The following is a 23,731-nucleotide window of genomic DNA, read 5'->3' as shown; positions in this document are numbered from 1 at the left end:
GATGTTTGGTAAATTAAGTTGGGACGCGGTCCCATTCCACGAGCCGATCGTAATGGTGACTATCGCCATGATCGCGCTGGGTGGTTTGGCGCTGGTTGCGGGTATCACCTATTTCAAGAAGTGGTCCTACTTGTGGACCGAGTGGTTGACCTCGGTCGACCACAAGAAAATCGGCGTCATGTACGTCATCGTTGCCATGGTCATGCTGCTGCGTGGTTTTGCCGACGCCATCATGATGCGTACCCAGTTGGCCATGGCCACCGAGGGTTCGCCTGGCTACCTGCCACCTGAACACTATGACCAGATCTTCACCGCTCACGGTGTGATCATGATCATCTTCATGGCGATGCCATTCTTCACCGGCTTGATGAACCTTGCCTTGCCGCTGCAGATTGGTGCGCGTGACGTTGCCTACCCGTTCCTGAACTCCCTGAGCTTCTGGCTGCTGGTTTCCGGCGTGGTGCTGATCAACGTTTCCCTGGGCGTCGGCGAATTCGCCAAGACCGGCTGGGTTGCGTATCCGCCATTGTCGGGCTTGCAATACAGTCCGGGCGTGGGTGTGGACTACTACATCTGGGCGCTACAGTTATCAGGGCTCGGGACGACATTGACGGGGGTCAACTTCCTGGCCACCGTCCTGAAAATGCGCGCCCCTGGCATGAAACTGATGGACATGCCGATCTTCACCTGGACCTGCACCTGGGCAAACGTGCTGATCGTGGCTTCGTTCCCGATCCTGGCCGCTACCATGGCGCTGCTGTCGCTTGACCGTTACCTGGATTTCCACATTTTCACCAATGAACTTGGTGGCAATCCAATGATGTACGTGAACCTGTTCTGGGCATGGGGTCACCCTGAGGTGTACATCCTGATCCTGCCGGCGTTCGGTATCTTCTCCGAAGTGATCTCGACCTTTACCGGCAAGCGCCTGTTCGGTCACCACTCGATGGTCTACGCCTCGGGCGCAATCTCCGTACTGGGCTTCATGGTATGGCTGCACCACTTCTTCACCATGGGCTCGGGGGCCAGCGTCAACGCCTTCTTCGGCCTGGCGACGATGCTGATTTCCATCCCGACGGGGGTGAAGCTATTCAACTGGCTGTTCACCATCTACCACGGTCGTCTGCGCATGACCAGCCAGGTTCTGTGGACCCTGGGCTTCATGGTGACCTTCGCCATCGGCGGCATGACCGGCGTACTGCTGGCCATCCCGGGCGCTGACTTCGTGCTGCACAACAGCCTGTTCGTGATCGCCCACTTCCACAACGTGATCATCGGTGGTGCGGTATTCGGCTACATCGCGGGTTTCAGCTTCTACTTCCCGAAAGCGTTCGGCTTCAAGCTGCACGAAGGCTGGGGCAAGGCTGCGTTCTGGTTCTGGATCTCGGGCTTCTTCGTCGCGTTCATGCCGCTCTATGCACTGGGCTTCATGGGCATGACCCGTCGTCTGAACGCCACCACCAACCCTGAGTGGGTACCGTACCTGTACGTTGCCATGTTCGGTGCGGTGATGATCGCTGTGGGCATCGCCTGCCAGCTGATCCAGCTGTATGTCAGCGTGCGTGATCGCAAGAAGAACATGTGCGAGTCCGGCGATCCATGGAACGGCCATACCCTGGAATGGTCGACCTCGTCGCCACCACCGTTCTACAACTTCGCTGTGATCCCGACTGCGAACACCATTGATGCGTTCACCGAAGCCAAGGAAGACGGTACTGCGTACCAGAAGCCCAAGCACTACGAGCCGATCCACATGCCAAACAACACCGCCACTGGCGTGGTGATGGGTGCGCTGTTGACCGTGTTCGGTTTCGCGATGATCTGGCACATCTGGTGGCTGGCAATCGCGAGCCTGGTGGGCACTATCGGTTACTTCATCATTCACGCTGCCCGTGATGATCAAGGCTACATGGTGCCGGTCGAAACGATCGAACGCATCGAAGCCGAGCAGCACGCTCGCCTGGTAGCCGAGAAGAAGATCCCGGCCAACCGTGTAGAAACCTCGTTGGAACAGGCTTAAACCATGTCGAACTTAGTGACCAATGCTGGACACGCCCATGTCGATGACCATGGGCACGATGACCACCACCACGACTCGGGGCCAATAACCGTCTACGGTTTCTGGCTCTACCTGATGACCGACTGCATCTTGTTTGCGTCGATCTTCGCGGTGTACGCGGTACTGGTAAACAACGTAGCGGGTGGCCCGTCGGGCCACGACATCTTCGAACTGCCTTACGTGCTCGGCGAAACCGCCTTGCTGTTGTTCAGTTCGATCACCTACGGCTTCGCCATGTTGGCCTTCTACAAGGGCAACAAGAAGGGCGTACTGAGCTGGCTGGGCCTGACCTTCCTGTTCGGCCTGGGCTTCATCGGCATGGAGATCAACGAGTTCCACCTGCTGATCTCCGAAGGCTACGGCCCGCACCGTTCCGGTTTCCTGTCGGCGTTCTTCACGCTGGTCGGCACCCACGGTCTGCACGTATCCGCTGGCCTGCTGTGGATGGCAGTGATGATGTATCAGGTCAATAAGCACGGCCTGACCAACACCAACAAGACCCGCCTGAGCTGCCTGAGCCTGTTCTGGCACTTCCTGGACGTGGTCTGGATCTGCGTATTCACCGTCGTTTACTTGATGGGGACTCTGTAATGGCTAATGCACACTCCCATGACAGCCACGATTCAAGCCACGGCAGCGTAAAGTCTTACGCCATCGGCTTCATCCTGTCGGTCATCCTGACCCTGATCCCGTTCGGCCTGGTGATGTACCCAACCTTGCCCAAGTCGATCACCTTGATGATCGTCCTGGCGTTCGCGGTGATTCAGGTTCTGGTTCACCTGGTGTACTTCCTGCACCTGGACCGCTCCAAAGAGCAGCGCGAGAACGTGATCGCGTTTGTGTTCGCAGGCCTGGTGATCGTTCTGCTGGTTGGTCTGTCGCTGTGGATCATGTTCAGCATCCACACCTACATGATGGCGAAGTGAGGTAAGACCCGATGTCGCTTAAGCACTTTATCCAAATCACCAAACCGGGGATCATTTTCGGTAACGTGCTTTCTGTGGCGGGCGGTTTCTTCCTGGCCTCCAAGGGACATGTCGATCTGGCCATCTTCCTGGCTGCAATGATCGGTACGTCCCTGGTGGTTGCTTCCGGTTGCGTATTCAACAACTGCATCGACCGTGACATCGACATCAAGATGGAGCGCACCAAGAATCGCGTGCTGGTCCAGGGGCTTATTTCCCTGAAGCTGGCACTGATCTTTGCGACCGTCCTGGGTGTTGCCGGTGTGGCCCTGTTGTACAAGGTGGCCAACCCATTGGCGGCGCTGTTTGCCGTGATTGGCTTTGTCATCTACGTCGGTCTCTACAGCCTGTACCTCAAGCGCAAGTCGGTTCACGGCACGCTGGTGGGCAGTCTGTCGGGGGCGATGCCGCCGGTGATTGGTTATGTGGCTGTGACCAATAGCTTCGACATGGCCGCGCTGGTGCTGCTGGTGATGTTCAGCCTGTGGCAGATGCCGCACTCCTACGCCATCGCGATTTTCCGCTTCAATGACTACCTGGCTGCGTCGATTCCGGTATTGCCGGTCAAGCGTGGCATCCAGGTGGCCAAGAAACACATCCTGCTCTACATCCTGGCCTTCCTCGTGGCGACCTTGATGTTGACCTTCAGTGGCTACGCCGGCATGAGCTACCTCGCCGTCGCCGCCGCGATGGGTATGTACTGGTTGTACATGGCCTGGACCGGCTACAAGGCGGTGGATGACACCGTCTGGGCGCGCAAGCTGTTCGTGTTCTCGATTTTCACCATCACCGCGCTCAGCGTGATGATGTCCCTGGATTTCCAAGTGCCGAAAGAGCTGTTGCTGACCTACGCCCACTGAGTGGTCTTGCGGTAAAAAAGCCCCGCCTTCGAAAGTCGTGCGGGGTTTTTTATTGAGCGCTGCGCTAAACCGGATACGCTGCGTTATCGTTGACGTTTTTCGCGAGCGAGCGCACTCCTACATCCCAATTCTACAAATGCAGGAAGCAATGCAATGAGTAAAAAAGCCGTGATGGTCTTCAGTGGCGGGCAGGATTCGACCACCTGTCTGATCCAGGCCCTGCCGCTGTATGACGAAGTGCACTGCATTACCTTTGATTACGGCCAGCGCCATGTGGCAGAAATCGAAGTGGCCCAGAAGCTGGCCAAGCAGTTGGGGGCCACTGTGCACAAAGTGATGGATGTGTCCCTGCTCAATGAGCTGGCGATCAGCAGCCTGACGCGCGACAACATCCCGGTACCGACCGTGAACAGCTCGGGTGAAAGCCTGCCGAGTACCTTTGTGCCGGGGCGCAACATCCTGTTCCTGACCCTGGCTGCGATCTACGCCTACCAAGTGAAGGCCGAGACCGTCATCACCGGTGTGTGCGAAACCGACTTCTCAGGCTACCCCGATTGCCGGGATGAGTTTGTCAAAGCACTCAACCAGGCCCTCAAGCTGGGCATGGAATACGACGTGCGCCTCGACACCCCGTTGATGTGGCTGAACAAGGCCGAAACCTGGGCCCTGGCCGACTACCACGGGCAACTGGAGCTGGTGCGCGAGCAGACGCTGACTTGCTACAACGGCATCATCGGTACCGGCTGTGGCGAGTGTGACGCGTGCAACCTGCGCGCTCGGGGCTTGAATGACTACCTGCAGAACAAGACAACTGTCATGCAGAGCCTCAAGCACAAGTTGCAGCTGAAATAACCCTTGTAGGAGCGAGCTTGCTCGCGAAGAACGTCAACGATAACGCAGCGCATCGGGTTGAACGCGGCGCGCTCGGGTTCTTCGCGAGCAAGCTCGCTCTTACAGGATTATTGATAGCGCTTGAACAATGAACGTGCCCCGTAGGCAGGCAGGATGTTGAAGAACGCAAAGCCGACTTTGATCGCGATCTGTACATAGATCATGCTGAGTATGTCGCTGGTCTGCATCGCCCCGTAGAAGGCGATAAAGCAGAACAGGAAGCTGTCGATAATCACTGCAAAGAACGTACTGAGGAATATCCGCAGGTATAGGTACCTGGAGTTGGTCAGCTCCTTGATCTTGCACAGCAAATAGGAATTTATATTCTCCGACACCAGGAACGACACCGAAGAGGCCACCAGCACCGACGACACTTGCAGGATCACGTCGGTATAAGGCCCATCCAGCTTCCAGCCCGGTAGCCCCGGCAGGAACGTGGAGCCATACAGCAGGATGATGATCATCGCGTTGCTGGCAAACGCAAACAGAATGGCTCGCCTGGCCAGGCGCAAGCCAAAATTCTCGTTGAGCAAGTCCACGATCAAGAAGGTCAGTGGGTACAGGAACGTGCCCGGCGTGACGATGATGCCCAACGACTCCAGGTAAATCGGTTTGGTCGCGGCAATGCTGGTGAAGATATAGAAGGTGAACAGCAGCAAGTTCAGGATGATGTAAATCATCCAGGAGTTTTCATTGCGGTCGTTTATATCGTAGGCGGTCAGTGTCCCGCCTTGGGAGTAGAATTTTTTGTACAGATTCTTGATTTCCATCTTGTTGAAGTTGTCCATCATTTCACTGCTGAGCACTTCACTCAGCTTGATCTTGAGGACCTTGCCCGTGGCGATCACCATGATCACCGCCAGGCGTTTGTCGTTTTCAAAGCCCAGTAACTTGTATTTGCTGTTTTCCACGGCGCCCTCAGACGTTGTCATTGAAGCGCTCCTCAAGGATGTCGCCGATGACACACAAACGCTCTGAGTTCCCGCAGGGTTCGAGGGTGATGAACAGCTTCTTGGTGGCGCGGTCGTACACCAGCTTTTCTTTATCGTCGCTCGACGAGCCTTTCTGCACGATCAGCAAGTCCCCCGGTTCATTGAGGCCCGGAATCCCGTGCTCCAGGCGCACGCCGATCAAGTTGCAGGCGCTGCCGAAGTAATACGTCAGCGGATGAAGCGTGGCCAGTTCACCGATGCGCTTGCCCAGGTTCTGCATGAGCAGGCTTTCCTTGAGCACAGGCACTGCCGCCGGGTTCTTGTTACCCAGTGGGGAAACATTGCTCTCGATGACTTCCTTGGCCTCAAAACTGATGGTCTCGATTTCTTCGTAGGAGACGCCGAAGAAGTCCGAGATTTTGCGAATGGTCGACTGCTGTACGTTAACGACCTTGCCTTCCAGGATGTTGTAGATGGTGGTCCTGGTCAGGCCGGCGGCACTGCTTAACGAAAGCTGGGTTTCGCCACGACTCTTGATCAAGTACTTGATGTTGCTCTTCAAGTGCTCGGTTTTTTCCCGTCTGTGTATCAAGTGCTCACCACTTCCATTTAGTCATCAGTCCATGCCGGCAGAACCCGTTCTTGAAGGTTCGCGGCAGCGAAAGTGTTGCACGCGCCCGCTATAACAATAAAGTGCTGAGTGCAGGGATACGCCTTGGTGGTAAATCAGGCAACGGCTTTCTCGTCATAGTCTTCTATACGGCCTGCGCGAATCCCTCGCGCCTCTACAAGGAGTAGTCACCATGGTGCGTGTCAGTCGTCGATCCCTTCTCGCGCTGGGCGCGGCCCTGCCTGTGATGGGGCAGCTCAAATGGGCCCTCGCCAGCCCAGCGCCGACAAAATCTGACCAGGTGCTGCTCAATTACAACGAAAGCCCCTACGGCCCTTCAGACGCGGCTCGCCAGGCAATGCAGCGCGCGATTGCAGCGTCCGGACGTTACCCTTACCCCGATATGTACGCATTGGCCGCGCTGTTCGCCCAACAACAGGGTATAGCCGAAGACAACGTCGGGGTGTTTGCCGGCTCGATGGCTGCCTTGCGTTACGCAGTGCTGGCGTTTGCCAGCCAGACCCGCGGCCTGGTGATGGCCACGCCGTCCTACGAAGTCCCGCGCCAGGCGGCCGAGTCGATCAAGGCGCCGGTGCATGAAGTGAACCTGGATGCCCAGCATGCCCATGATGTGCCCGCCATGCTCGCGGCTGACCCACAGGCCGGCATGTTGTACCTGTGTAACCCCAACAACCCGACCGGCACCCTGACCTCGACCGATGCCATCCGGCGGGCCCTGGCGCACAAACCCAAGGGCAGCGTGCTGGTGGTGGACGAGGCTTATATCGAATTCTGCGATACCCCCAGTTGCGTGAGTTGGGTCAACGACCACGACGACCTGCTGGTGCTGCGCACCTTCTCCAAGATCTACGGCATGGCCGGTGCGCGCCTGGGCCTGGCGATCGGCCACCCGGCGTTGCTGGAGCGGTTGGCGGTGTTTGGCGGCGACAACGTCCCGGCCGGCGCCAGCTTGCTGGCCGCCCGTGCCAGCCTGGAAGACGCGCAACTGGTGGGCCAACGCAAAGCGGTCAATGCCAGGTTGCGCGATGAAACGATCGCGTGGCTCAAGGGTCGGGGCTTTAGCTGCACCATCTCCCACAGCAACTGCTTCATGATCGACGTGAAGCGGCCGGCAGAGCAGGTGATTGAGCAGTTGGCGGCGCAGAATGTGTTGGTTGGGCGGGTATGGAAGGACTGGCCGCATTGGGTGCGGGTGACGGTGGGCAACTCGCGGGAGATGGAGCGTTTTCGCGAGGCCTTTGCGACGCAGGTGGTCTGATCAGGCGGCGCTATAGCTGCTCACGGTCGGTTCGCCATCGGAAGCACTGGACAAGGCCGTCAGGCGTGTTTCATTCTTTCCCCTGTTTAGAGAAATTTCCTACGGAGTGGGTCGGCTCTGATCAGAAGCTTCCGGATTGAAGCACTTCCGTCAGATCGCTAGCTTCACCCCGTTGTCCCTCATCAGGGATGATATTCATGCGAAGCGATGGTCAAGCCAATAACAACACGCTCATTCAGCCCGCTGATGTGCGTCAATTGCTCGATGCCGAGCTGAGTCGACGTGGCCTCGGGCATTTCGAGGTTTATCAATGCGGGCCGACGCTGGACGAAGCGGAAATCATCACCAATTACCCCGATGCGCTGGACCGCGGTGACGCGGCGGATGATTTTTACCAACGCGGTCATTTGTTGTCCTTGTCCAAGCGCCGCATAAAACCGTTTTTCTGGAGCGATGAAAACATCCTGGCCCCTGCGGCAGAAGCGGTGCCGGTGCCGGGGCCGTGTGCGCCTGTGGGCGAGGGCGCCAGTTTTATTGTGCATGGCAACCAGGGTTTTTATTCCATTCTCAACCTGTGCAGTTTCGGAGAGCATCAACAGTTTCGCGAAAGAGTGCTGGCCAACAAAAGCGAACTGCAGATGCTGCTGGTCTCGGTTTACGACGAGGCGCTGGAAAGTGGTGCAACCTCGCTTGCCCCTGTTGTACGCGAAACCGTGCTGACGCCTCGCGAAACAGAGGTATTGTCCTGGACCAGCCTGGGCAAGACCTATAACGAAATAGCGCTCTTGGTCTCCATGAGCCCGCGTACGGTAAAGTTTCATATGAAGAATATCTTCAGCAAGTTGAATGTCACCAACGGCAAGTCCGCAATCCGTAAAGCCTTGCAACTGGGCTACATCCGCGAACAGGCCTGATCCGCAGGCCTCCCTCGTAAAAATACCGCGCTCGCCGATGAATTTTCATCGGCGAGCGCGCGCGTGCGCGCGTGATTTGGCGCTACCTGTCTAAAAGGGCAGCTTGTTCACTGTTAAGCGGTGCTTTAGTTTTTTTGCAGCCGATGAGTCTAGCTCAGGCAAAAAAAACAATAGGCGCAGCACTCAAAAAATCATCTTCGCCCTGCGCGGATCGAGTGCTGCAGCGCGCCGCTTAATTATGGAGTGATTATGCTGGTCGATAAAAACAAAGAACCTGCTAGCGAATACGCTGCCGGTATTTCCCGGGAAACATTCGGGATGCTTAAACACTTGTGTAAAAAAGATAACTATCACTGGGCCATCGCACTGGGTAAGGACTATGCAATTATTGCGTTTGCCATTTACCTGTCGTTGGGCGTCAGCTATTGGTTCTACCCGGTTTCGCTGTTTCTAATCGGCACCACCCAACGTGCTTTGACTAACGTACTACATGAGTCAACCCACAAGGTGTTGGCAAAAAACCGTGCGATCAACTGGTTTGCCGGTACGTTTCTTTCTGGGTATCTGGTCTTCCACTTGTACCAGTCCTACAGCACTTCGCACATCAAGAACCACCACGTGCACTTGGGGCATCCAGAAAAAGACCCTGACTACAATTTCCATCTCAAGTGCGGCCTGTATGACCTTCAACAAAGCGAGCGCGAGTTCTTCTTGAAGAACGTCGTGATGGCGCTATCCGGCTACAGAACCCTTCAGTACATCAAGTATGTGGTCAAGGACCGTGTCCAGGGGCAAGACCCGCGCATCCGCAAGGAACGCATGATGATGTGGGCTTATTGGGCGGTAATTTTTGCTGTGGTCGCCTGGTTTGGGGTGGTCGCTGAATGGGTGTTGTTCTGGCTGGTGCCGCTGTTTACCACCGCCGTGGCCGTAGGCTGGATCATCGAGTTGGCCGAGCATTATCCGATGCCGGCGGTTGAGACCGACAAGTTGTTGCTGACCCGCAACCGTAAAGGCAATGTTTTGGAGAACTTCTTTTTCGGTCGCCACGACGACAATTACCACCTCGTGCACCACCTACATCCGTCCATTCCCCACTGGAATATGCGCAAGGCTCATAAGCTGCTGATGACTCACCCTGAGTACGCGCGCTGGGACAACCTGTGGGCCGGGATCTTTACCCGTGATCGGCAGAGCCGCCACAAGGAAACGTTGCTCAGTTACGCGTCCAAGTTCCGCGCTCACAAGATTGCCAACCACACCGACGATTCGAGTTTCGCACGTCGTATGCTCAACCAGTCCTACGGGGTTTAATGCCATGAACACGACCGACAACAGCCTGCTGGCAACCCTGGCCCTGAAGAAACTGGCGGCAAACAAAACCTATCGCGATTTGTTCCTGCAGAGCGAGACGCTGCGCGATTTCCTGCGGCCCGCCGCTCTTCGTTACATCATCTCCGAAGATCGCCTGGAGATGCTTGATAAGCTTGGGGCCCTGCTGGAGAAAGGCTATCGCACCGGTGTCGAGTTCGTTGGCGAGGAAGCGACGACATTAGCCGAGGTCACCGCGGCTACCGATGAGTACCTGAAACTCATCGACTTGATTGCACAGCATCCCAAGCTTGAAGAACCCCCGCAGCTGGGGTTCGACCTGTCCAACGTCGGCACCATCATTTCCCGCGAACTGGCGATTGAGAACTGCTCGAAGATCCTCACCCATGCAGCCGATAAGGATATCGGTGTGATCATCAGTATGGAGCGTTCTCAATGGACGGATTCGATCCTCGATATCTTCCTGCAACTGAGCGGGCGCTTTCCCAACGTGGGTATCACCTTGCAGGCGCAATTGAATCGAACCCCGGATGACCTCGGGGCGGTCCTGGAAACTGGCTGCAAAGTACGCTTGGTCAAAGGCGTCTATGCTGAGCCTGCCGCGATTGCTTTACCGCGTGGCAATGCGCTCAACGAGCGTTACCTGGGGTTGCTGGACCGAATCAATGGCGGCCGTGGCCCGTTCGCTTTCGCGACCCAGGACCCACAGCTGGTTGAAGAAATCCTCACCAGCCGCATCGCCGACCGAGGCGAGCTGGAGATGCTTCACGGTGTGCGCCCTGAATTGATTCAGAAGGTGAAAAACCAGGGTCAGGTCAAGGCCCGCGTGTCGGCGGTGTATGGCATCAATTGGTACCTGCACCTGTTGCACCGTGTGGCTGAGTTTCCGCAGAACATTTTCCTGGCGCTGGATGACGTGGCTTCGCCACGGGCCTCTGAAACCGCCACTCATTACTGAAAAAGGACATTCTTATGAAGCAGTACGTCGCATTGGTGGATGTCTACTCGAGCGGTAATTTCCTGCCGCAATATTTTCGGGATGCGGGCTTCAGCCTGATCCATGTGCAGAGTACCCCAGAGTTGATGCCGAGCATGCTCGGGCCGAATCTGTCGGAGTTCGAACACAATTTGGCGTTCAACGACAACGCTGAAGAGATCGTGCAACGCCTGCGCGAATTCAACGTAGTCGCCGTCATTGCTGGCCAGGAGCCAGGCGTGCCATTTGCCGACTACTTGAGCGAACAACTGCAGTTGTCCACTTCCAACGGCAGCGCGGGGTCACGTGCGCGCCGCGACAAGTTTGAGATGATCAATAAAGTCGCGGCCGCGGGCCTGTTGACCGCCCGCCAGATCAAATCCTCGGACCCCCAGCAACTGCTGGCTTGGGTAGAGGCCGGCCATGTGTTTCCGTGCGTGATCAAACCGCTGAGCTCGGCTTCGACAGACGGCGTCTCGATCTGCCACAACGTCGAGGACGTCAAGCGCGCCTGTGAGGAAGTCATATCCAACCTGGATATCTTCGGCCTGGCCAACACCGAAATTCTTTGCCAGTCCTACCTCAAGGGCCCGGAGTATATCGTCGATACCGTCAGCCGTGATGGGCAGGCCTACGTCTGTGGGATCTGGCGTTATGTGAAGCGTGAAATCAGTGGCGGCAAGAACATCTATGACCGTGACGTTCTGATTGCGCCGGACAGTGCCGAGGCCAACGTACTGGTCGATTACATCGTGCAGGCGCTCAAGGCGTTGGGTATCAATAACGGCCCAGCCCATTCGGAAGTGATCCTCACTGAAGCCGGCCCTGCGCTGGTAGAAGTCGGTGCTCGCTTGAACGGCAACATGGAGCCCCGATTCCACGACATCAGCCTGGGCGGCAACCAGGCGCAGCTCACCTATCTGGCGTACTGCGATGGTGAGGCGTTCAAGGCAAACTATGCCGGCAAGCGCTATCAAAAGCTCAAGGAAGCCTGTGTCATCAACACCGATACTACGCTGCAAGGTGAGGTCACTGGCTTCAACGACTCAGCTATCCAACTGATCGAGGCGCTGCCCTCGGTGCATAAGCTGAGCGTCAAATACAAGGCCGGCAAGTTGATGAAAAAGACCGTGGACCTGCTCAGCAGCCCTCTGCGGGTGTTTCTGGTATCGGAGAGCCAGCGCAGTATCGACGAGGATTACGAGCAGATTCGCCAGAACAAAGACCACGTCTATGTGATCCGCTGATGATGGGCACCTATCGCGCTTTACGTGGGCTCAATGCCCGCTTGCAGTTGCTGTTCCTGATCACCTTGGTGTTCCGCATGGGCACCATGGCGTTCCCTTTCTATGCGGCGTACCTGATTCATCAGCACGCCGTATCGGCGGGCACCGCAGGTTTGCTGGTGGGCGTGTATGGCGCGGGTGCGTTGTTTGTGGACTTGATCATCGGCGGGGTGATCAAGCGTTTTTCTGCCAATCGGGTGATCCTCGGTTCGTTACTGCTCAATGCGGTGCTGCTGCTGATCATTCCGTCGGTGGATAACACCGTGGTGTTGTTTGTGCTGTCGTTTCTATGGGGGGGCTGCTACGAAGCATTCACCCCCGCCACGTTCTCCGAAACAGTGGCTCACAGCAGTAGCGAATCGCGCAAAGTGGCGTTCTCCTGCAACCGCCTGGCGATCAACATCGGCATGGCAATCGGGCCGCTCTTGGGCAGCCTGATTTTCCTGAGTAACGCCGATGCGGTGTTCTACCTCAACGCGGCGTTGTCCCTTGTCGCCTTTATCGCCTGCCTGTGGTTTGGGCGTACGGTGCCGGTGACACAAGGGGCTGGCGTTGCCAGTAAAGGCAATGGGCTGCCGGAAAGCGCAATGCACGAGCGTTCGCGCTTGCTGGTGATTCTGCTGGCAGCGTTGCCGGTGCACATCGCCTATGCGCTGCCGCCAACGTTTCTGTCGGCCTACATCATCAACTACACCGAGTTGCCGGCCTACTACGTCGGCATCATCTTTTTTATCAATGCACTGCTGGTGATTCTATTCGAAGTACCGATTAACCAACGCATGTCGCACCTGTCGAGCAGTCGCTCACTGGTGGCGGGTTTCCTGATGGCCGGCGTAGGGTTTTTCCTGATGGGCTTCAGCCATATCGGTGCATTGTTGCTGGCCGCCACCGTGCTCTGGAGCCTGGGGGAGATGGTTGTGTTCCCCGGTATCACCCACTACGTCAGCAGTATCTCCAGCCGTCACACCGTTGACCGCAACCTCGGCTATTACTCGGCGGGGGTGAATATCGGCGTGATGATCACACCGCCGCTGGCGTTCATGCTGATGTCACAGCCATCCCTGCCGTCGCCGTGGCTGCTGGCGGGTACGGTATTGCTGTTGTTCGCAGTGGCAGTGGGCGTGATGAAAGGATCGGCTGTTTTGTGGAACAAGGAAGCATGAAATGAATAGGGTGCATTTGAACACCGCCGGTGCGGGCCTGATGTCGTCGGCCACGCTCAATGCTATACAGCGTTTTACCTCCATTGAAGCGCAGATAGGCAGCTATGAAGCCGAGCTTGCCTATGAAGAGTTGCTCAACGTCGACCTGTACCGAGTGATGGCCGGGCTGTTGAATGCTCAGCCTTCACAGATTGGTTTTTTCAGCAGTGCCACCGAAGCCTGGACCAGCATCCTCGGCAAACTGCAATTTCCCCGGGGCAAGCGGGTCTGGGTATCAACTTCTGAGTACGCGGCCAACCTGATCTTCTTCAACTACCTCAAGTTATCGAGTGACATTCGCGTCGAAGTGATCCCCACCACGGCCACCAGCCCGCTGGATCTGGAGTGGGTGCGGCGTCATTTGGACGATGATGTGTTCCTGGTCAGTGTGTCGCACCTGCCTTCGTGCTGTGGGGTGATCAATCCGGTGGAAGCGCTGGGCGCGTTGCTCAAGGACGCGAATGCGTTGTATGTGGTGGATGCCTGCCAGTCGTTGGGGCAGTTACCGCTGGATGTGCGGGATATCCATTGTGATTTGTTGACAGGTGCGGGCCGCAAGTTTCTCTGCGGGCCCCGTGGCAGTGGGGTTGCTTACGTGTCGCCACGCTTGCTTGGCCAATTGCAGCTCAATTTTGCCGACTTGCACGCCGCCAGCACCGATGGCCAGGTCAACCGGCTGGACGTGGCCAGTGCGCGGGTGCTGGAAATTGCTGAAAAGAGCCTCTCGGCTCAGGTGGGCATGCATACGGCGCTGCAGGAGTATGTGCAGGTCGGCGGCGGGCAGGTGAGTACAGAGCCCTATGCGCTGCTGGCGAAGGAATTGCGGCGCCTGCCGCAGTTGACGCTAATGTGCGACCAGTTCGAGCAGACTGGAATTGTCTCGTTTGTGCCGCACAACCTGCCGGCCAAGGCATTTGTCGGCCAAGCCCGCGAGCTGGGGCTCAACTTGTGGGCAGGCACCACCGCTCACACTCCGTTGTTGCTTAAGGACCTGGGCGTCACACACTTTGTGCGTGCCTCGGTGGGCCGGCATATCACTCTCGCCCAGGTCGAGCAGGCTCTGTTGACCCTGCGAAGTTTGTAGTGTTGGGCACTTACTGGGCGGCGATGGCGTAGCCGTCAAAGGCGCTTTGCTGTTGCAGCGCGGTCACGATGCTCTTGCGCGTGACCGGCTGCTCGGCGCCGCTGTTGTCGATGAAGGTTTCGCTCGCAAGCTCCGCCTCGCTGCCTTCGCCTACAAAGGTGAAGCCCAGGAACTCCAGTGCTTCGCGGTCCACATTGAGCTTGGAGCGCGGCGTGCGCAGCGGCAGGGTGACGCTGATGCCATCTTTGCTGATCACAAACACTTCGCTGTCTTTCTTGGCGCGTGCAGCTTTGCCCTTGCCGGCGCTCGGGTTGCTGATGGCCTGGTGCGACTGGTTAAGCACCTTGAGGGCCAGGCCATAGACCAGTTCCTGGAACTCGGGATCGTCCTTGAAGCTGGACAGGATGCGGCTGATCGAGAACTGACTGCTCAGGTGTTCCAGGGCGGCGTTGTCTGCGGCTTCGGCGTCTTTCAATTGCTTGAGCTGGCCCATCAGCTCATAGGCTTTGTCATCATCGAAGGCATCGTGGGCCTGGCGGATGGCAACGCGCAGCTCGCGGATCTGGTCGCTTTCCTTGGAGGTGTGAAACGCGTCCAGCACCATCTCGCTGATGATCTTGGCGGCTGGCACATGCTGTGAAAGATTGATGGCGTTTTCGTATTCGGCTTTGGCGTGCAGGGCGACTACGGATTCTTCGGCGGATTTTTCGGTGTAGGAATCAGACATTAAAATTTCACTGCGTAGTATGCGGAGAGACAAAAAACGTCGGGCATTTTCAGCGGGTGGGGGGATCAGGTCAAGGTGGCTGGGGCGTCAGAATAATTTCAGTAGTGGTAGCGGCACATCAATATTTGTACTTCATCATCCTCGATGCCATAAACCAAACGATGCTCCGCGGTGATTCGTCGAGACCAGAAACCACTCAGGTTATGTTTGAGGGGTTCAGGCTTGCCCACGCCGCCGAACGGGTCTCTTTGTATGGCCTTGATCAAGAGATTGATGCGCTTGAGCCCGGCTTTGTCGTTCTGTTGAAACCAGAGGTAGTCGTCCCAGCCTTCAGGGGTAAAGAGTATTTTCATTCTTCAATCAACCGCCTTGGCTTGGCTTTGCCTGCTCGTAAGCTGTTGACTGAGTTAATGAGACGTTCGGCATTTTTAGGCGAGCGCAGCAGGTAAGCCGTCTCTTCCAGAGCATTGAACTCTGATAACGAGATCATCACCACGGGCTCGCCTTTTTGTCGAGTCAGTAGAAGTGGGACGTGATCATCGTTGACGCGGTCCATCGTTTCGGACAGATGGGCTCGGGCGTTGGTGTAGTTGATAGTTTCCATGGGGACTCCTTGTTGGGTGGGTTTAACGTACAGAAATACGTACATATCCACAACGGGAATCTTATCAACGGTCATCCACCTCGCCCGGACTTCACGAACAAGCTCAACGACTGAGTGGAGCAGCGTCCAACCTGTTGATACATGTTACTCGTCCAGTTCTTCGAGGCACGCCTGGAGAATATCCAGACCTTCCTCCAACACCTCAGGCTCAATGGTCAGCGGGGCCAGCAAGCGCACGATGTGCCGCGACTTGCCGCTGGGCATCAGCAACAAGCCAGCCTCTCGCGCCAGCTCCAGCAGTTGCGCCAGTTGCTTGGGGGCGGGTGTGCCGTCGGCATGGGCCAGTTCAATGCCCCGCATCGCGCCGACACCGGTGAGGCGGCCCAGGTAGGGCGACAGTTGCTGTGCGCGCCAGGCTTCATAGCGGCCCACAATCGCGGCCGCCTGCGCGACGCCCCAGGCGTGCAGGTTTGTGTCGCTCATCACCTCAAGGGTCGCCAGCGCCGCCCCACAGGCGATGGGATTACCCGAGTAGGTACCGCCCAGGCCGCCTTTGGGCAGGTTGTCCATCAGCGCCTTGCGCCCGACCACCGCCCCCAGCGGCATGCCGCCGGCGATGCTTTTGCCGAGCAGCAGCAGGTCCGGCTCGATGCCCAGGCGCGAGAAGGCGAAACGCTGGCCGGTGCGACCAAAACCCGACTGGATTTCATCAATGATCAGCAGGATGTTGTGCTGGTCGCAGAAGCGCCGCAGCGCCTGGGCGAACTCAGTGTCCAGGGCGAGAAAACCGCCTTCGCCCTGTACCGGCTCGATGATGAAGCAGGCCACATCGGTTACGTCGATCTCCACGCTGAACAGACGCTCCATGGCCTTCAGCGCTTCGGCGCAGGACACGCCGTTATCGGTACTGGGGTAGGGCAGGTGATACACAGGGCCGGGCAGTACACCGACCTTCTGCTTGTAGGGCGCGACCTTGCCGTTGAGGTTGAGGGTCGCCAGGGTGCGCCCGTGGAAGGCGCCGTCAAAGGCGATCACCGCCGTGCGCCCGGTGGCACCACGGGCGATCTTCAGGGCGTTTTCCGCCGCCTCGGCACCGCTATTGGTGAGCATGCCGCTGACGGGGTAGCTCACCGGGATAAAGGCGCAGAGGCGTTGCATCAACTCGATGTAGGGCGTATGCGGTGCGGCGTTGAACGCGTAATGGGTTAGCCGGGTGGCCTGCTCGCAAATGGCCGCCACCACGGCCGGGTGGCAATGGCCCAGGTTGAGTACGCCGATACCGCCGACAAAGTCGATGTAACGCTTGCCCGCCGTGTCCCAGACTTTGGCGTTTTTACCGTGGCTCAGGCTGATGGGGTGAACGATGGAAATCGACTGGCTGATGCTAGCGTGGCTCATGACTCGGAGACTCGGCAGTGGTGGGCGCAGCGCTATCTAAGCCGCGCGCCTGGCCTTGCCGCAAACGAAATAAAGTTGCCGGGTCATTCCACCTTGGAAGGAGCTGCGGCCTATTCCGACACCCCATCCTTGCCCGCCGCCTTGGATCGGTACAAGGCTTGATCGGCCCGCGCCATCAGCGCCGCCGGAGATTCCCCCATGCGCCGCTCTACTACGCCCAGGCTCAGGGTAACGTTCAACGCGCCCAAGGGGGCCGCCGCCTTGATTTTATGGCGAATCCTTTCGGCCAACTCTTTGGCCGTGTCCAGGCTGCTTTTGGGCAGCACCACCATAAACTCGTCGCCGCCCCAACGCGCCAGCAAGTCGCTTTTACGTACGCAGGCTTCCAGGTGTTCCACTACCCGTATCAGCGTCTGGTCGCCGACGCCGTGGCCGTATTGGTCATTGATCGGCTTGAAGTCATCGACATCCATGGCCACCAGTGCCAAGGGCAGGCGGAAGCGCTCGGCGCGGTCGCATTCCTCCAGCAGCACCTTTTCCAGGCGGTACCGATTGGCGATGCGCGTCAGGGCGTCCCGCTCGGCCAAAGAGCGGTTTTCGTCCAGTTGCAATTGCAGTTGCTGGTTGACGCGCGACAACTCGAGGGTGCGCTCCGCAACCAGTGCTTCCAGGGACTGGTTGCGCTTTTGCAACTGTTCGATGGAGCATTTGCGCGTATGAATATCGCGGTGTGCGCCGACCATGCGCGCCACGGAACCGTCGGGGTTGCGGGCAATGACGTAGCCGCGGTCCTCGATCCAGAGGTACGTACCGTCTTCTTTTCGGCAACGGTATTCGGCCCGGTAATGAGCGGCGCGTTGGCTGATGTAGTCATCGAACACCGCCATCACGCGAGGGTAATCCTCGGGGTGGATCACGTTCTCCCAGGTGAAGACGCTGTTTTCCAGGGAGTGGTGGGAGTAGCCAAGCATTTCGTACCAGCCGGGATTGCGGTAGACGAAGCCGGTATTGGCGTTCCAGTCCCAGATGCCATCACTGACCAGTTCCATGATGGCGTGCAACAGGTCGACGTTGAGGTCGGACACCTCATTGCGTAGCGGTTCTTTGCCGGATGTATCGTCCATCTGCGCGCTTCCTGCGGGGGGCTGGCGCCCAAGGCCAGTCATGGTTGACGCCGATACTCCGTGGCTGGCGCTACTGTACATCGGCGCTTGCGCGCTTTGAATAGGGCAGGTGTGCTGCTTATGACGAGTGGCGAAACGCTATTTTTCTGGCGCCATCATCTTTGTTCGAGGTCTTCCATCCGCGTTGTGCTGGTAAATGGCCTGCGGTTGGCCCTGCTCATTGAAAAACACCTGGCCAATGCCCGCCGAGTTCCACAACCGCTCACCCGCTTCGGCATGCTCTGGGATATAAGGCATCACCTGCATGGTGCGGCGGCGGGTAAACCAGTTGAGGGGCGAGCGCGGGGAGTAGAGCCAGCGGTTGAGGCGATCGAACCATTCCAGCAGGCGCGGCGGGAACTCGTTCTTGATGCCACTGCTGGTGATTTGCCAGATCTTGGGGCCGCCGTTGCGGTGGCGGATCAGCACTTGGTAGACAAACGAGTAATGCACGTCACCGGAAAGGATCACGTAGTTACCTGGCGTGCGTGAGTGGCGGAAGATATTCAAAATCACTTGGGCGGCGCCGCGGTGGGCCATCCAGTTCTCGGCGTCCACCAGCAGGGGAAAACCGCACCAGCTGAAGACCTTTTGCACCGTCTCTATCAGCTTGACGCCAAAGACCGGCGCGGGCGAGACGATGATGGCGGATGGATGGTCCAGCAGCGCTTGTTGCAGTTCGCTCAAGGCTTCCCAGTCCAGCAGGCCGGAAGGTTGCTTGAGGGTGAACTCGCTGCGCCAGCGTCGGGTGCGGGTGTCGAGTACCACCAGCGCCGGGGTGGTGGGCAATACGTAGTGCCACTGCTGGAATTTCAGCAAGGCCTCCAGCAACGCGTCTTGCGCCGTCGCCTCGAGATGATTGGCCTGTACCCGGCCGGTCAGTGCCTGGGTCTGGTCCAGCAGTTCGCCAAACACCTGGGGCTGGTTGCCCCAGCCCTGGCATAACAGATACGCCAGCAAGGCATTGCCGATGATGCGCTTGGAGAAGGGGTGGCCGTAGGCGGTTTCTTCCCACTGGGCGCTGAGGTTCCAATCGTCAGTGATGTCGTGATCGTCGAACATCATCAGCGTCGACAGGTGCGCGAACACCCGCGCTACCCCAGGCAGGCCGTCGCGGAACTGATCGATATGAACCTGTTCGCGGGCATAGCGTTGTTGTTCTTGCGCACTCAGCGGCGGCGGTTCTGGTGCGATCAGCGTCCAGGGTACCGGCGACCAGGCCAGCAGGTACATGGCGATCACTTCGGCAAAGGTCACCAGGTGATTGTCGGCGGTGCTGCTGGTGAAGATGGGTTTCTTCACACCGCCGAAAAAGCGTTCGCGCAAGGTCTCGTTACTGTCCAGCGCAGGGAGCAGGTCGGCCCGGTGGTAATAGCTGGCGCGATGCCCATAAAGGCTGGCGCTGTCGCTCACCACCGCACCCTCTAGAAACTCATCGAACAGGCCCAGGCGCGCAATCAGCCCGTGAATGGCTCGCAGCATGGGCCCTGCGACGTCGTCGGCGTAGATCTGGTCGCCATTCATCATCAGCAAGGCTGGGCGTTCGAGCGGTGTGCGGGCGTCCGCCAACAGACGGTCGACACACAGCAAGCCTTCGTCGGCACGATGGTGGGGTTTGCGGCACGAGCCATGCACCAAGTGATGGATGCGGCTATGCAGCACGAAGCTTGGCGTAGTCGCGTCGCCATACAGCAAGTGCGGTGCCCATTGTGCAATGCCGAGGCCGTCGATCAACAGGTCGTAACCGATGATTTCATCCTGTGGCAGGGCGTGGCTCAGGGCTATGTCGATCAGGTGGATAACGGCATGGCGGCCGACGGGCACGACTTGGCAGTGCGTTGCATCGAGCGGGATATCCAGCGCCTCGCCCGAGGGTAATTGCAGCCGCAAGCACAGGGGCAGGGCACGACTGCCCACCAACCAGATAACCAGGCGCTGTGGTTCCAGGCGTCTTAGCAAGGGGCCGGCGATCACGGCAGGCAGGATTTCAGGTTGACCCATGAAGAATGCAGCTCATACCAAGTGGGACTGGAAAGGATAACGCAGAGGATGTCAGTGTTTTGTTAACGCAAGTGCAGCGCGTTGCGTTGCACTCGTTGCCGGTGACTCCTAACGGTTTAAAGCAGTTTGCCTCCTCCGAGAGAGGTCATACCCGAATCTTTGGGTTTTGGTCGCGTGTCCTGCCCCTGTGGGGGGCTGCCAATCGGCGAAGAGGTGGGGGCGGGATTGGCTGAAGGCTGGTTAGCTTTCATGCCTTGCTGGATGTTATAGCTCAAGCTGTCAAACGAATTGCCAATGATCATCGGTAAACCCCTTACTCAATTGGAGGACTGTTGTCGCACCAATACTTCCTTTGAGTGCGCACCGTTTCAGTGGCATTGGCCGGGTTGTTCGTTCCCGGCCAAAGGTATCCGCATGTTGGGTTTAGAAAATGGGCGCGTTTCAGGCAGGCTTTGGCACCGTAAACCTGAACTCACTACCGCACCCCAACTCACTTTCGGCCTCGATGCGCCCACCATGAGCCTGGACAATCCCCTGGGTGATATACAGCCCCAACCCGCTGCCGGTGGGGTTGTTTTCAGTCTGGGTCCAATAGCGATCGAACACATGGGGCAAATCGTCCGGTGCAATGCCTTCACCGGAGTCTCGCACCGAAAATACAATCTCCTCACCGTTGCTCATGGCGCTGATGCCGATGTTGCCTTGGCGTGGGGTGAACTTGATCGCATTGCCGATCAGGTTCGACAGCACCTGGAACAAGCGCTCCGGGTCGGCCTTGATCTGCAGGCCGGGCTCGACATTGAACGACAGGTCGATGCCTTTTTCCGAGGCCAGGGGGGCCAGCAACGAATACGCTTCTTCAAAGATCTGGCTGACGTCCAGCGCCACCGGCTTGACCACATAGCGCCCGGCCTCGATCTTCGAGGTGTCGAGCAAATCTTCCAGCAACACATTCATGCGCCCGGCGGCCTGTTGCATGGTGTCGATCGCGGAAGAGATACGGCGTGAGGTGTGTGGACCATCGGAGCTGAAGGCTTTTTGCATCATGCCGCAGAGCATGGAGATGACGGTCATGGGGTTGCGCAGGTCGTGGGAAACCACCGCGACCAGCTCGTCCCGCGCACGCACCGCTTGTTGCTCGCGCAGCACTTGGCGGGACAGGTCGTTCTCCAGGGCCGAGCGGCGCAAATCGTTGGCGGCAAACAGGTCGCCATGGCTCCATTTGGTGGAGATGCCGGCCATTTCCACTTTCCAGATTTCAAACGAGGTGCGTGGGCGAAGGCGCATGCCCGCGTCGCAGGTTTCCAGATTCAGCGGCTTCTGCGGGTCGCCACTCCAGTGGATGTTCTCTTTGACTTCCGGGCGAAACCACAACACACCGTTATCCACAGGCTTGGGCAAGCTCATGGCGAGCACGCCGCTGGCCACGCTCTGGAACTCAGCGGCAGGCGGGTAAACCGAGGCCAGGTTATGGCTGGAAAATACCGGTTCACCGTTGGCCTGCAACCACTTGTGCAGCGCGCGTATCTGCGCCGGTTCCGGGCAATTGCCGTAGCGGTGCAGTTGTTTATCTTCGATGATCGCCACGCCGCCGGAGAGGGTCAGGTCCATCAGCATTCGGCCTTGTTGGGCCAGGCCGTCGAAGACGTTATTGGCAGAGGCTTTCATCGCCAGGTCCAGCAGCGCCAGCGCTTGGACTTTCTCGTCGCGCTGGCGGGTCAGCTCCAGGGCCTCCATGGCACTGATCTGCAATGACAGCACCTGGCCGATGGTCTGGCAGGCCATGCGCAGGTCATTAGGTACCAGCAGCGGCTCACGGTTGCCGCAGCTGATCAGGCCCCAGAGTTTGTCGCCCTTCATCAACGAAATACTCATGGACGACAACACGCCCATGTTCTGCATGTACTGGCAGTGAATCGGCGACACGCTGCGCAGGGTGGCGAAGCTCAGGTCCAGGGGCTGCCCGGTGTCCGGGCGCAATTTGGGCACCAGCGGTACCGGTTCGTAGGACGCATTCGGGATGATCCGTAGCCAGTTGGTGCGATACAGCTCCCGAGCCTGCTCGGGGATGTCGGACGCGGGGAAGAACAGCCCGTTGAACAATTCCATTGACGGCGCCGAGGCCTCCGCGATCACCTGGCCATGGCCTTCCTCTTCGAAGCGATAGATGAGCACCCGGTCATAACCGGTCATGGCCTGGATTTCGTTGACGGTGATGGCGTAGAGCGCCTCCAAGGTCTTTGCCGATTGCAGGCGGTGCAGCATCTTGCCCAGATCGCTGGTGCGGCCATTGTGCGCTCGGGGTTTGAAATCCTTGAGCCGTGGTTCGAATTCCAGCACTAACACGCCCTGGTGGCGATGCAACAGGCCTTCGAACTGCTCACCCTTGAAGGTGATCAGCAGGGGCGGCGAGTCCAGGAATGCGCTGTCCTCGGCCATGGTTTGCACGGCCTGGGCGTACTCCTCGCCAATCAATCTGTGCAACGGTTGATCCAACAGCGCCTCGGGGGCGTGGCCGAACAACGTACCGACGTTGGCACTTACCTGAATAATGTTCAGGCCAGGTTCCGACAAAGTCAGCAGCACGCCGTGGGGCTGGATGGCCCCCGGAAAACGAATGGGTTCGTCGGCGCAGTTGGCAAGCAGCTCTTCAAAATCTTCGGGTTTCATAGCAATACCTCCTGGCTGTCGAGCCATTGCTCAAAGCCGCTGAATGTCGAACGGGCCGCCATCACCGCGCGCGCGGCGGCATCTGTATCCAGTGGCTGGCGGCTCAGATAATCGAGGAAATCTTTCCAGCGCCGTCCGGTCTCGGCGCCGTATACATTGAGAAAGGCACCGCCGTTGTCGGCGTTCACATCCAGGCGCAGGGCCATTTCCCGGCGCAGCACTTGGCCACCCAGGGTGGCGCCTTCCAGCACATACAGGGCGCCGAGACACGCAGCCGGCGTGTCTAATACGGGGAGTTGGGCACAGCGAGGCAGGGCATGGATGGCGTGGTCAGTCAGGCCGAGTGCGTGCAGGTCATGGACCAGTGTTGGCGTTTTCACACGCAACACAGGCTCATATCCATCGGGAATCAAACCGCTGTCACACAGCACCGCTTCCATCGGCTGATAAAAGCCGTAGTACGCTTGCAGCAGGCGCCGATACCACTGGGCATCCAGGCGCTCGGAAAAAAACGGCAGGCGCTGTTCCAACGCCACATGCAGCAGGCCCGTGCCCGTGCGCAACGTTTCCAACAAGGAGGGCGCACTAACGTCATGGGCCTGTGAATGCATTCAATGAGCTCGAACTGTGGGCCTGTCGGCCATGAATGACGCGTGAAAATGGGCGACGATTCTACACAACTCATTGTCGTCAGCTGAACGCAGAAGCGAAAAGGCTGACCAGCGGATCAGAAAAGTCGCTCCCTGCACCTTACATGACCGCAGAACTGGCCCTCAAG

At 58.1% G+C, this 23,731-nt stretch carries 22 protein-coding genes; 12 read left to right on the top strand and 10 right to left on the bottom strand.

The genetic code is table 11. The features are described from left to right. Position 1: 1 nt before the first annotated feature. The 5 genes from cyoB (at position 2) to queC (ending at position 4,736) form a co-directional block, all read left to right on the top strand. Positions 2-2,020 (top strand): cytochrome o ubiquinol oxidase subunit I, encoded by a 2,019-nt coding sequence (gene cyoB, locus AB4P90_RS23985; protein ID WP_005791254.1) that lies wholly within the window; start codon positions 2-4, stop codon positions 2,018-2,020. A 3-nt stretch (positions 2,021-2,023) separates the two neighbouring features. Beyond that, positions 2,024-2,650: a cytochrome o ubiquinol oxidase subunit III gene (locus AB4P90_RS23980; RefSeq protein ID WP_003194052.1), complete on the top strand. Its 627-nt coding sequence runs from the start codon at positions 2,024-2,026 to the stop codon at positions 2,648-2,650. Continuing rightward, positions 2,650-2,985: a cytochrome o ubiquinol oxidase subunit IV gene (cyoD, locus tag AB4P90_RS23975; protein ID WP_003194051.1), complete on the top strand. Its 336-nt coding sequence runs from the start codon at positions 2,650-2,652 to the stop codon at positions 2,983-2,985. The genes AB4P90_RS23980 and cyoD overlap by 1 nt, the downstream gene beginning before the upstream one ends. Positions 2,986-2,996: 11 nt before the next feature. Beyond that, the gene (gene cyoE, locus AB4P90_RS23970) at positions 2,997-3,884 is read left to right on the top strand and encodes a heme o synthase (protein ID WP_019817484.1); all 888 of its coding nucleotides are present in this window, start codon (positions 2,997-2,999) and stop codon (positions 3,882-3,884) included. A 153-nt stretch (positions 3,885-4,037) separates the two neighbouring features. Further along, entirely contained in the window at positions 4,038-4,736 is a 699-nt protein-coding gene (gene queC, locus AB4P90_RS23965; protein WP_014719863.1) for a 7-cyano-7-deazaguanine synthase QueC, read from the top strand. A 107-nt stretch (positions 4,737-4,843) separates the two neighbouring features. On the opposite strand, the gene AB4P90_RS23960 is transcribed toward queC, so the two are convergent. After that, positions 4,844-5,707 (bottom strand): queuosine precursor transporter, encoded by an 864-nt coding sequence (locus AB4P90_RS23960; protein ID WP_014719862.1) that lies wholly within the window; start codon positions 5,705-5,707, stop codon positions 4,844-4,846. After that, on the bottom strand, positions 5,694-6,299 hold the full coding sequence (locus tag AB4P90_RS23955; RefSeq protein WP_003194047.1) for a helix-turn-helix transcriptional regulator: 606 nt from the start codon (positions 6,297-6,299) through the stop codon (positions 5,694-5,696). Before AB4P90_RS23955 ends, AB4P90_RS23960 begins: the two co-directional genes overlap by 14 nt. Before the next feature lie 211 nt (positions 6,300-6,510). On the opposite strand from AB4P90_RS23955, the gene AB4P90_RS23950 reads away from it, so the two are divergent. From AB4P90_RS23950 to AB4P90_RS23920, 7 genes are all read left to right on the top strand, one after another. Further along, positions 6,511-7,596, top strand: coding sequence for a pyridoxal phosphate-dependent aminotransferase (locus AB4P90_RS23950; protein ID WP_395605416.1), 1,086 nt, complete (start codon positions 6,511-6,513; stop codon positions 7,594-7,596). Between the two features lie 197 nt (positions 7,597-7,793). Further along, on the top strand, positions 7,794-8,510 hold the full coding sequence (locus AB4P90_RS23945) for a LuxR family transcriptional regulator (protein ID WP_020302014.1): 717 nt from the start codon (positions 7,794-7,796) through the stop codon (positions 8,508-8,510). Between the two features lie 249 nt (positions 8,511-8,759). Beyond that, entirely contained in the window at positions 8,760-9,824 is a 1,065-nt protein-coding gene (locus AB4P90_RS23940) for a fatty acid desaturase family protein (protein WP_020302013.1), read from the top strand. 4 nt (positions 9,825-9,828) lie between these two features. Next, the gene (locus AB4P90_RS23935) at positions 9,829-10,800 is read left to right on the top strand and encodes a proline dehydrogenase family protein (protein ID WP_020302012.1); all 972 of its coding nucleotides are present in this window, start codon (positions 9,829-9,831) and stop codon (positions 10,798-10,800) included. A gap of 14 nt (positions 10,801-10,814) precedes the next feature. Next, positions 10,815-12,065: an ATP-grasp domain-containing protein gene (locus AB4P90_RS23930; protein ID WP_014719857.1), complete on the top strand. Its 1,251-nt coding sequence runs from the start codon at positions 10,815-10,817 to the stop codon at positions 12,063-12,065. Further along, entirely contained in the window at positions 12,065-13,267 is a 1,203-nt protein-coding gene (locus AB4P90_RS23925) for an MFS transporter (RefSeq protein ID WP_019817486.1), read from the top strand. Before AB4P90_RS23930 ends, AB4P90_RS23925 begins: the two co-directional genes overlap by 1 nt. 1 nt (position 13,268) lies before the next feature. Further along, positions 13,269-14,390, top strand: coding sequence for an aminotransferase class V-fold PLP-dependent enzyme (locus AB4P90_RS23920; protein ID WP_014719855.1), 1,122 nt, complete (start codon positions 13,269-13,271; stop codon positions 14,388-14,390). A 10-nt stretch (positions 14,391-14,400) separates the two neighbouring features. Here AB4P90_RS23920 and AB4P90_RS23915 read toward each other — a convergent pair whose 3' ends face one another. From AB4P90_RS23915 to AB4P90_RS23880, 8 genes are all read right to left on the bottom strand, one after another. Beyond that, complete coding sequence (locus AB4P90_RS23915; protein WP_014719854.1) at positions 14,401-15,117, bottom strand: hypothetical protein; 717 nt, start codon at positions 15,115-15,117, stop codon at positions 14,401-14,403. 98 nt (positions 15,118-15,215) lie between these two features. Beyond that, positions 15,216-15,470, bottom strand: a complete 255-nt coding sequence (locus AB4P90_RS23910) for a Txe/YoeB family addiction module toxin (protein WP_014719853.1) — start codon at positions 15,468-15,470, stop codon at positions 15,216-15,218. Continuing rightward, entirely contained in the window at positions 15,467-15,721 is a 255-nt protein-coding gene (locus AB4P90_RS23905; RefSeq protein WP_003194039.1) for a type II toxin-antitoxin system Phd/YefM family antitoxin, read from the bottom strand. Before AB4P90_RS23905 ends, AB4P90_RS23910 begins: the two co-directional genes overlap by 4 nt. 144 nt (positions 15,722-15,865) lie before the next feature. Beyond that, positions 15,866-17,119 (bottom strand): aspartate aminotransferase family protein, encoded by a 1,254-nt coding sequence (locus AB4P90_RS23900; RefSeq protein ID WP_395605415.1) that lies wholly within the window; start codon positions 17,117-17,119, stop codon positions 15,866-15,868. A gap of 110 nt (positions 17,120-17,229) precedes the next feature. Next, positions 17,230-18,243 carry a sensor domain-containing diguanylate cyclase gene (locus AB4P90_RS23895; protein WP_019817488.1) on the bottom strand — a complete coding sequence of 338 codons (1,014 nt, stop codon included), beginning with the start codon at positions 18,241-18,243 and terminating at the stop codon, positions 17,230-17,232. A gap of 138 nt (positions 18,244-18,381) precedes the next feature. Further along, positions 18,382-20,283, bottom strand: a complete 1,902-nt coding sequence (locus AB4P90_RS23890; protein WP_019817489.1) for an alkaline phosphatase D family protein — start codon at positions 20,281-20,283, stop codon at positions 18,382-18,384. A gap of 441 nt (positions 20,284-20,724) precedes the next feature. Then, on the bottom strand, positions 20,725-22,953 hold the full coding sequence (locus AB4P90_RS23885) for an ATP-binding protein (protein ID WP_032903662.1): 2,229 nt from the start codon (positions 22,951-22,953) through the stop codon (positions 20,725-20,727). Next, the gene (locus tag AB4P90_RS23880) at positions 22,950-23,564 is read right to left on the bottom strand and encodes a biliverdin-producing heme oxygenase (RefSeq protein WP_395605414.1); all 615 of its coding nucleotides are present in this window, start codon (positions 23,562-23,564) and stop codon (positions 22,950-22,952) included. Before AB4P90_RS23880 ends, AB4P90_RS23885 begins: the two co-directional genes overlap by 4 nt. Positions 23,565-23,731 lie beyond the last annotated feature (167 nt).

This window comes from Pseudomonas sp. B16120, from assembly GCF_044218845.1.
Lineage (GTDB): Bacteria > Pseudomonadota > Gammaproteobacteria > Pseudomonadales > Pseudomonadaceae > Aquipseudomonas > Aquipseudomonas paracarnis.
The sequence above is the reverse complement of the archived record's forward strand: the minus strand, read 5'-3'. Positions and strand labels throughout refer to the sequence as shown.

Bases quoted from the DNA above. Each gene is read 5' to 3' on its own strand.
- cyoB (WP_005791254.1), top strand. From the start codon at position 2: ATGTTTGGTAAATTAAGTTGGGACGCGGTCCCATTCCACGAGCCGATC.
- AB4P90_RS23980 (WP_003194052.1), top strand. From the start codon at position 2,024: ATGTCGAACTTAGTGACCAATGCTGGACACGCCCATGTCGATGACCAT.
- cyoD (WP_003194051.1), top strand. From the start codon at position 2,650: ATGGCTAATGCACACTCCCATGACAGCCACGATTCAAGCCACGGCAGC.
- cyoE (WP_019817484.1), top strand. From the start codon at position 2,997: ATGTCGCTTAAGCACTTTATCCAAATCACCAAACCGGGGATCATTTTC.
- queC (WP_014719863.1), top strand. From the start codon at position 4,038: ATGAGTAAAAAAGCCGTGATGGTCTTCAGTGGCGGGCAGGATTCGACC.
- AB4P90_RS23960 (WP_014719862.1), bottom strand. From the start codon at position 5,707: ATGACAACGTCTGAGGGCGCCGTGGAAAACAGCAAATACAAGTTACTG.
- AB4P90_RS23950 (WP_395605416.1), top strand. From the start codon at position 6,511: ATGGTGCGTGTCAGTCGTCGATCCCTTCTCGCGCTGGGCGCGGCCCTG.
- AB4P90_RS23945 (WP_020302014.1), top strand. From the start codon at position 7,794: ATGCGAAGCGATGGTCAAGCCAATAACAACACGCTCATTCAGCCCGCT.
- AB4P90_RS23940 (WP_020302013.1), top strand. From the start codon at position 8,760: ATGCTGGTCGATAAAAACAAAGAACCTGCTAGCGAATACGCTGCCGGT.
- AB4P90_RS23935 (WP_020302012.1), top strand. From the start codon at position 9,829: ATGAACACGACCGACAACAGCCTGCTGGCAACCCTGGCCCTGAAGAAA.
- AB4P90_RS23930 (WP_014719857.1), top strand. From the start codon at position 10,815: ATGAAGCAGTACGTCGCATTGGTGGATGTCTACTCGAGCGGTAATTTC.
- AB4P90_RS23925 (WP_019817486.1), top strand. From the start codon at position 12,065: ATGATGGGCACCTATCGCGCTTTACGTGGGCTCAATGCCCGCTTGCAG.
- AB4P90_RS23920 (WP_014719855.1), top strand. From the start codon at position 13,269: ATGAATAGGGTGCATTTGAACACCGCCGGTGCGGGCCTGATGTCGTCG.
- AB4P90_RS23915 (WP_014719854.1), bottom strand. From the start codon at position 15,117: ATGTCTGATTCCTACACCGAAAAATCCGCCGAAGAATCCGTAGTCGCC.
- AB4P90_RS23910 (WP_014719853.1), bottom strand. From the start codon at position 15,470: ATGAAAATACTCTTTACCCCTGAAGGCTGGGACGACTACCTCTGGTTT.
- AB4P90_RS23905 (WP_003194039.1), bottom strand. From the start codon at position 15,721: ATGGAAACTATCAACTACACCAACGCCCGAGCCCATCTGTCCGAAACG.
- AB4P90_RS23900 (WP_395605415.1), bottom strand. From the start codon at position 17,119: ATGAGCCACGCTAGCATCAGCCAGTCGATTTCCATCGTTCACCCCATC.
- AB4P90_RS23895 (WP_019817488.1), bottom strand. From the start codon at position 18,243: ATGGACGATACATCCGGCAAAGAACCGCTACGCAATGAGGTGTCCGAC.
- AB4P90_RS23890 (WP_019817489.1), bottom strand. From the start codon at position 20,283: ATGGGTCAACCTGAAATCCTGCCTGCCGTGATCGCCGGCCCCTTGCTA.
- AB4P90_RS23885 (WP_032903662.1), bottom strand. From the start codon at position 22,953: ATGAAACCCGAAGATTTTGAAGAGCTGCTTGCCAACTGCGCCGACGAA.
- AB4P90_RS23880 (WP_395605414.1), bottom strand. From the start codon at position 23,564: ATGCATTCACAGGCCCATGACGTTAGTGCGCCCTCCTTGTTGGAAACG.